Source organism: Cloacibacillus sp. (genome assembly GCF_020860125.1).
Classification (GTDB): domain Bacteria; phylum Synergistota; class Synergistia; order Synergistales; family Synergistaceae; genus Cloacibacillus.
In genome coordinates, this window is sequence record NZ_JAJBUX010000046.1 from 1 (window position 1) to 7156 (window position 7156).

Annotated in this window: 5 protein-coding genes and 1 pseudogene; all 6 read right to left on the reverse strand. The window is 56.5% G+C overall.

What is annotated here, in order from left to right; all coding sequences use genetic code 11:
• Positions 1–669, reverse strand: a 669-nt coding sequence (locus LIO98_RS06105; RefSeq protein ID WP_291954228.1) for a formyltransferase, incomplete at its 3' end; no start/stop codon positions are given.
• Positions 656–1660 carry a glycosyltransferase gene (locus LIO98_RS06110; RefSeq protein WP_291954231.1) on the reverse strand — a complete coding sequence of 335 codons (1005 nt, stop codon included), beginning with the start codon at positions 1658–1660 and terminating at the stop codon, positions 656–658. The genes LIO98_RS06110 and LIO98_RS06105, both read right to left, overlap by 14 nt.
• Complete coding sequence (locus LIO98_RS06115; RefSeq protein ID WP_291954235.1) at positions 1654–2820, reverse strand: DegT/DnrJ/EryC1/StrS family aminotransferase; 1167 nt, start codon at positions 2818–2820, stop codon at positions 1654–1656. The genes LIO98_RS06110 and LIO98_RS06115 overlap by 7 nt, the downstream gene beginning before the upstream one ends.
• Positions 2817–4487: a glycosyltransferase family 39 protein gene (locus LIO98_RS06120; protein ID WP_291954238.1), complete on the reverse strand. Its 1671-nt coding sequence runs from the start codon at positions 4485–4487 to the stop codon at positions 2817–2819. Before LIO98_RS06120 ends, LIO98_RS06115 begins: the two co-directional genes overlap by 4 nt.
• Positions 4488–4852: 365 nt before the next feature.
• Positions 4853–6268, reverse strand: a pseudogene (locus LIO98_RS06125) (solute carrier family 23 protein).
• Positions 6269–6997: 729 nt separating this feature from the next.
• A complete protein-coding gene (locus LIO98_RS15385; protein ID WP_363304042.1) occupies positions 6998–7156 on the reverse strand; it encodes an autotransporter outer membrane beta-barrel domain-containing protein in 159 nt (52 codons plus the stop codon).

Here is a 7156-nt window from a genome sequence, read left to right on the forward strand (position 1 = left end):
TATAAGATTATAAATCTCCACGGCGCTTTTGTCCCAGTCGATTTCACCGTCTTCGGGACGGCGGCGTCCAAAGCAGGTCGCCTCCGCCTCGTCCTGCGGACGGCGCGGCGCCGTTCCCGCCTCAAGCTCAGGCAGACGGCGCGCCAATATCAGCCGCGCGGCCTCCGCCACCTTCATAAAGACGTCGTAGGCCGTGTCGGTAAACTCTATCGGCACCCGCTCCTGGTCGACGATGTCGCCGCGGTCGGCCCTCTCCGTCATTACGTGAAGCGTCGCGCCTGTCTCTTTTTCGCCGTTAAGCACCGCCCAGTTGACGCAGGCGCGTCCGCGGTATTTCGGCAGCAGCGCCCCGTGAATGTTGTAGGCGCCGAGGCGCGGCATGTCGAGCACCGCCTTCGGTATCAGCGCGCGGTAGTAGCAGGAGAGGATGAGCTCCGGCTCAAGGGAGCGCAGATAATCGGCCTCCTCCGCGCCGAGTTTTTGCGGCGTGCACACGGGAATGCCGTTTTTTTCCGCGATCGCCCTCACCGAGCGAAACCATATCTCCTCGCCCGGGTCGTCGTTGTGTGTGAAGACGGCGGCGATGTTCGCACCATCTTTTATCAGCTCCTCCAGGCAGAGACAGCCGACCTCGCTGTACGCGAAAAGGACGATCTTAGGCCTGTCCATCGGAGCCTTCCGCGGTATGCTCAAAAATTTTCCGTATCGAATAGCGCGGACGTTTGCTCACCTCGCGGTAGATACGGCCAATGTACTCTCCGATGATGCCGAGCGAAAAGAGCGTGATGCCGCTGATGACGAACTCGGAGGCCTCGAACGCCTGTTCAAGGAAGAGCTGCCAGGTGCCGATGCCTAGGAAGAGCCGACGTGCGAACATATAAAATAGCAGCAGGAAGGAGATCATTGACAGCAGCATGCCGGCCATCGTTACGAGCTGAAGGGGCACGAGAGAAAAGCTCGTCATAAGGTCGAAGTTGAGGCGTATCAGCTGAAAAAGGCCATATTTGGACTCGCCGAGCTCCCGCTCACGATGGGCGACGGGGATCTCTATGGGGTTGACGGCGAATTTCTGCGCGAGGGCGGGGATGAAGGTCGTCGTCTCCTGGCTGTGGTTGATGATGTCGATGATACGGCGGTCGTAGCCGCGCAGCATACAGCCATAATCGCGGATCTTGAGCTTTGCGATGCGGTTTGTGAGCTTGTTGATGCACTTTGAGGCGATCTTGCGAAAGAGGGGGTCCCGGCGGCCTACGCGGTATGTGCCGACGACGTCGTGTCCTTCGTCCATCTGTTTGAGGATGTTCGGTATCTCCGAGGGCGGATTCTGCAGGTCGGCGTCAAGGGTGATTATCTTGCCGCCGCGCGCGTGGTCGAAACCCGCCATGATCGCCATATGCTGTCCGAAGTTCGCCCCGAGGTCGATCACGCGCATCTCGGGATGGATTTTATAGAAATCGTAGAGTATTCCCATCGTCGCGTCGCGGCTGCCGTCGTTGATAAAAATTACCTCAAAGCCGCGTCCGAGATTCTCCATCACGGGCCACAGCTCTTCAAAGAGCTTGTGCAGCGACTCCTCTTCGTTATAGGCGGGGATGACGACCGAGACCTCTATCCCCGCCGCCGTCACGCGCGGTTCTCCGTCAGCCCTTTGTGTTAACATTTACCGCAGACCTCTTTTATCGCCGTGACGGCGTCGCGCGCGTCCCCGTCTGTCATTGCGGGGAAGAGCGGCAGCGATACGATACGGTCGGAGACATATTCCGCCTCCGGCAGATCTCCGCGTCCCATGCCGGTAACCTCATGGTAGCAGGTGAAGAGGTGCAGCGCCTGATAGTGGAGCGCCGTGCCGATGTTGCGCTCCTTCATGCGCGCCATGAATTCGTCGCGTGTGAAGCCCAGTTTGTCGATGTCGACGAAGGGGGTGAAGATGTGCCACGAATGCTCGTAGTCCCAGGGCGCGCGCTGCGGGAGTATGAGCCCCTCGATTCCCGCTAGCTCGCGCAGATAAAAGCCGGCGATCTCCGCGCGGCGGCGGTTGAAGGATTCGAGCTCCTTCATCTGTGAATTTCCGATCGCCGCCTGGATGTCCATCATCGTATATTTGAGGCCGGGGAAGAAGATGTCGTAATTGGCGCTGCCCTTCGCCGCGTAGCGGTTCCAGGCTCCCTTGGACATGCCGTTCTGGCGCAGAACCATGATCCTCTCGGCGAGCTCCTCGTCTTCGGTGCAGATCATGCCGCCCTCGCCGGTCGTGATGTTCTTCGTCGGGTGGAAGCTGAAGACGGATAGATGCCGCGCCCCGCGGTCCGCGCCGATCCTGCGCCCTTTGTAGGAGGCGCCGAGCGCGTGTGCCGCGTCTTCGATCACCGCGAGGCCGTGGGCGGCGGCTATCGCCTCGATCTTATCCATATCGCAGGGCGTTCCCGCGAAGTGGACGGGGATCACCGCCTTCGTCGCCTTCGTTATCGCGCGCTCGATATTTTCCGGCACGATGTCCAGAGTACGGCGGTCTATATCGGCGAATACCGGCTTCGCCCCCGTGAAGAGTATCGCGTTCACCGTCACCGCGAAGGTCATCGGCGTGGTGACCACCTCGTCTCCGGAGCCGACGCCCAGCGCCATCAGCGCGCAGTGCAGACCGGCGGTAGCGGAGTTGACGGAGAGCGCGTAACTCGCGCCGGTGTATTTCGCAAAATTTTCCTCGAACTGTATCGTCTTCGGCCCCATCGCGAGCCAGCCGCTGCGAATCGAATCGGCGACATCCGAAATGGCCTCTTCGCTGATACTCGGCTTGGCGAAGGGCAAAAATTCTTTTCTCATTTTGTAGGCTCCTCTCTATAGAAGAGAATCAAATATTTTCCGCTTTCTATCTTTTCCGCCGTTCCGGTGCTGCCGTCGGGGAATAATTCTTCGAAACGCCCGTCATTTTTCACGACCAGTATAAAGCGTTTTTCTCTCGCCCGCCACTGCCGCAGGAACTCTTCCTTTGTCAGGAACCAGCCCCTGCCCTCCGGTTGGTTCGCGCCGTACTCAAGTTCGCCCGGGTGGCCGACCATCATCACCCGCTGCTTTGTGTAGAAGGGGATACCCTGCAGCACCTCGTCGTAGGCGACGATCACATCTCCCGGCCTTCTCTCTTTGATTATTACGTCGGAGACATCTTTCATGGTACGCATGGGGGCGACGATGTTGTAGACATCCTGCAGCCCTGAGATAAAAAGCACCGAGCAGAGGATGAGCGCCTTGACCGCCTCTTTATACCGCTTGCTGCCGTGTGAGGTGTAATACCAGGCGACGACAGGCATGCCGATGAGCCCGAAACCAGCCTTCACGGCGATCGGCCAGGCCTGCGCGGGGCTCGCGTGCTCTCCGAAGAGCGGATATACGATCAGTCCCATACCGAGCAGGCCGCTTGTCAGCGCGAGCCAGACGACGGGGTGTCCATGCCACTCCTTGTCAGTCGCCATTCGGAAGATGTCGGCTCCGATCAGGATCGCGAGCGGCGGGATGCAGGGAATGATATAGGGGATCAGCTTGGAATCCGAAAAAGAGAAGAAGAGGAAGATAACGGAAAACCAGAGCAGCAGATAGGTGACGGCGCGCTTTTCCTCCGGCGTCTTTGGCGAGCGCACAACGCTCTTTTTGCTGAAAAGCGGCGGCAGGAAGGCCGTCCAGGGAATCATCCCCGCCGGTATCATCGGGATGAAAAACCAGAAGGGTTCGTAGCGGTGGTGCATCTTCGTCGCGTAGCGGAGGAAGTGCTCCTGAATGAAGAAAAAGCGGAAAAAGTCGGGGTTGTCGCGGCAGACAAGATAGAACCACGGCACGCTCACCGCGAAAAAGAGGATTAGCCCCGGCAGATAGAGCGGTTTATAGAAAAGTTTCCACTGTCTTGTCGCGAGAATATAGAAGAATATCACCGCGCCGGGCAGCACGACGCCGATCAGCCCCTTTGTGAGCAGCGCCATCGCGGAGGCGAAATAAAAGAGCAGGTAATATTTTTTCTCCTCCTTGACATGGGCGGCGTAAAAGGAGGCGAAGACCAGGGTGAGGAAGAAAGAGAGCGGCATATCCGTGATATTTATTGTGCCGATCGCGAAATAGAGCAGCGAGGTCGCCGTCACCACCCCCGCGAGGAATCCCGCTATCCGCCCGTAGATGAAGGAGCCGAGCATCGCCGTCGTCAGCGCGCCCGCGAGTGCGCAGAGAGCCACGCCGACGCGCGCCGCGAATTCGTTCTGCCCGAAGATGTGGAAGCTCGCGGCGTTCATCCAGTAAAGGAATACCGGCTTCTCAAAATATTTTACGTAGTTCAGCATCGGCGTAATGTAATTACCGGTAGCGATCATCTCGCGCGGTATCTCCGCGTAGCGTCCCTCGTCGGGTTCCATCAGAGGATAAGAGCCAAGCGGTACTATATATAAGAGTAAAAGAGCCGCGGCGATGGCGGCAAAGAAGATATTTCTTTTAGAGATGGAGGATATCATACTGTAACCGTACCTTTCTTGGATTGTCAGGCGCATGGAGCGTCTGCCATTTTTATATCGAGATATTTTACATTCTCAACGGCTGTTTTAGTTTAACCTGGATACTATATCATAATAGGGCAGCCTAATGTTTAAGTCTTAGCGGATAATAATGCTGAAATGTAACACTAATGTAAAATATGCTCCTGAACATCACACCTTTATGGAAAACGGGAGGTTCTATTAAATAAATGAACATTCCTCCCATTGTACCTATTTTTATGAAAAGATTATATCTTACAGAGTCCAACAAAAGTCCAACAAAAAAGGGGAGGCGGCAGCCTCCCCTTCATAGCGCGTATGTGAAAAATTTTTATATTTAATATTTAAGCTTTCGGCTTTTTCACGTTCTCCTGCGCCTCTTCTACACCGCCGGTGATGCCGCGCTCCTGCGGCGTGCCGGGGATGAGGTTGTCGCAGATAGCGGCGAGAATTCCCGCGACCGCCATCGGCGTCTTAAGGACGGCCCAGATCATGCCGCCGAAGGTTGTTCCGAAGAAGCCCGTGAAAAGGGCCTGGTTCGGCTCCACCCATCCGAGGAGGCCGAGAGCCATGAGGAAGGCGAAGCCGACGATGAGCACGTTGCGCTGGCTTCCCATGTCGGCGCGCATAAGGTTCTGGATGCCGAGAGCGCCGATCGTGCCGAAGAGCGTGATGTAAGCGCCGCCGATGACCGGCGAAGGCATCGTCGCGATCAGCGCGCCGAGTTTGCCGATCAGCGAGAGAAGGATGAGTATCACTGCTCCCGCGCGCACTACGTGACGGCTCGCGACGCCGGTGAGGCCGATGAGGCCGATATTTTCAGTGTAGGAGGTGGTGCCGACCGAACCGAGCAGACCGGAGAGCGCGCAGCACATACCCTCCGCGCCGATGCCGCGGTTGATCTGTTCCGGCGTCGGGTCGTCGATGCCCGCCGCGTATGAACAGTTATGATAGTCGCCGATTGATTCGATCATGACGCAGAAGAAACCCGCGGCGATCGCGCCTATCGCAAGCCCCGAAAATTTGGGCGCGCCCCAGGGCATAAAGAGCTTATAGCGCAGCCACGGCGCGTCGTATACGCTCTGAAGGTTGATATAGGCGGGATGTCCCGCGGCGAAGACGCCGCTCAGCGAGAGCGCTAGGCAGATCAGATAGGCGATCACGATTGAGCCCAGCACGGCGAAGATGTTGAAATACTTGTTCTTGGAGACGAGGCTGAAGAAAAATACCATTGCCACGACGAGCAGCGATATCGGCCAGAAATTCGCGGCGTTAAACTGGATCGCCGTCGGCGCGAGAGAGAAGCCGATCGCCATGATCGTCGGTCCGATGACGACGGGGGTGATGATCTTTCTGATGCGTCCGATGAGCTTGCTGTAGCCGAGCAGCGAGAGGACGAGGCCGCCCGCGAAGAGCGCGCCGCCGACATACTGCATGATGACGTCCGGGCCGAGGCTCTTATAGGCGCCGATGATCGTCATTATCGGCGGGATGAAGCTGAAACTCGATCCCTGCACGATCGGCAGGCCAGAGCCGAGCTTGGGGTGTGTCTAGATGAGAGTAGCGATGCCCATGCTGAAATAGACGCAGCCGATGAAGGCGCCTATCTGCTGTGTCGTCATGCCCATTGCGGGGCCGAAAATGAGTGGGACGAGCGTCGTCGCGCCAAAGAGCGTGAGGACGTGCTGCGCGCCGGCAAGAATCAATATCGGCGTCGGCGGACGGTCGTCGATCCCGTAAACCAGTTTTTTCTTAGCCATGTTGCACCTCCGTAAAAATTTTGTTTGCAATCGGTTGCAAAATTATGCCGCAAAATATTATACGGGATTTTACGCCAAATTACCAGTGGATGTATTGGGAAGCAGGTTTGATGAATAAACTAAACGATTGAAGGACAAATTAAGTTTGATAACGCAAAACCGCGTTTTGATTGCCAGCTTATAAACGCCGATTTGTCTATTTTATGAGAGGCGATAAATAGCGGTTTATCTTCGATGAGATGAAACGGTAAATCGATGATAAACGGCGTTTTTTCTTAAAGCCTTCCTCTCTGAGGAAGGTGGATCGCCGCTGCTTTTGCGGCGAGACGGAAGGAGTGTTGCTCTGTTTGGTGCGGAAACCGCGCCATACAGAGCCCGCGGCAAAAGCCGCGGGAGAACATAAGGTCAACTCTCCCTCAGTCTCGGCGAAAAAACATCGCCGAGCCAGCTCCCTCACAGAGGGCGCCTTTAAGAGCAAAGGCAAAAGCTAAATCGCTGTTTATCTCTTTTCCCGTCCAAAGGAAATCGGCGTTTAGAAGTGCGAGTTGCTAAATAACTTTGGGCTCTGGAACCGGAGCCGTATCTTTATACGGCGATTGCAAGGCAATGTCCCCGCCACAGGGCGGGGACATTTTTAAATTATCCATATTGCCGCAGCATGCGGGTGCGCCTGCCGCAGGATACCAGAGCCCAAAGTTATGACGCAGATGGCGCGTATAAACGCCGATTTTAAATGGTGATCCTCCAGCCGGCGTAGACCTTCCAAGGTTCGGTGAATTTACCGCCCGAGGAGCGTTCCAGGCTCATGTAAATACTGTTGCGGTCGTTGAGCTTGGTGGTGAATCCAAGCCCGTACTCCCACCAGCTGTCGCCGAAGGACTCCGGTAT